This is a genomic window from Bilifractor sp. LCP21S3_F8 (assembly GCF_052117805.1).
Classification (GTDB): Bacteria; Bacillota; Clostridia; order Lachnospirales; family Lachnospiraceae; genus Bilifractor.
In genome coordinates this window covers 1-477 of the sequence record NZ_JBQKIK010000074.1, presented here as the reverse complement: position 1 = coordinate 477, position 477 = coordinate 1, and the positions used below count along the sequence as shown (strand labels likewise).

The following is a 477-nucleotide window of genomic DNA, read 5'->3' as shown; positions in this document are numbered from 1 at the left end:
AAGCTCTCCGCCGATATTATCATCAAGCAGACGGTGTCGCTGTCCCCGGAAATAGTCCTGGAGGAAAATACCGACATAGAAGCATGGGATGCGGTCATCGAAAATAACGATGAATTATTGGAAAAGTATATCGCAGGAGAACCAATCAGCCGGGAAAAACTTGCGCGGGAGGAACAGCGGCGGGTTCAAGAAGCCTCCCTGTTTCCGGTCTATCATGGCAGCGCCAAAAAGGGCCTTGGCATTCAACCGTTGATGGATGCGGTGACAGGACTGTTCCAACCGATTGGGGAACAGGGGAGCGCCACCCTATGCGGCAGCGTTTTCAAGGTTGAGTACACCGATTGCGGCCAGCGGCGTGTCTATCTGCGGCTATACAGCGGAACGCTGCGCCTGCGGGATACGGTGGCCCTGGCCGGGAGAGAAAAGCTGAAAATCACAGAGATGCGTATTCCATCCAAAGGGGAAATTGTTCGGACA

At 53.9% G+C, this 477-nt stretch carries 1 pseudogene; it reads left to right on the top strand.

The features are described 5' to 3' along the window. Positions 1-477: pseudogene (locus ACTQ3A_RS13950) on the top strand (tetracycline resistance ribosomal protection protein Tet(W)); the annotation flags it as partial.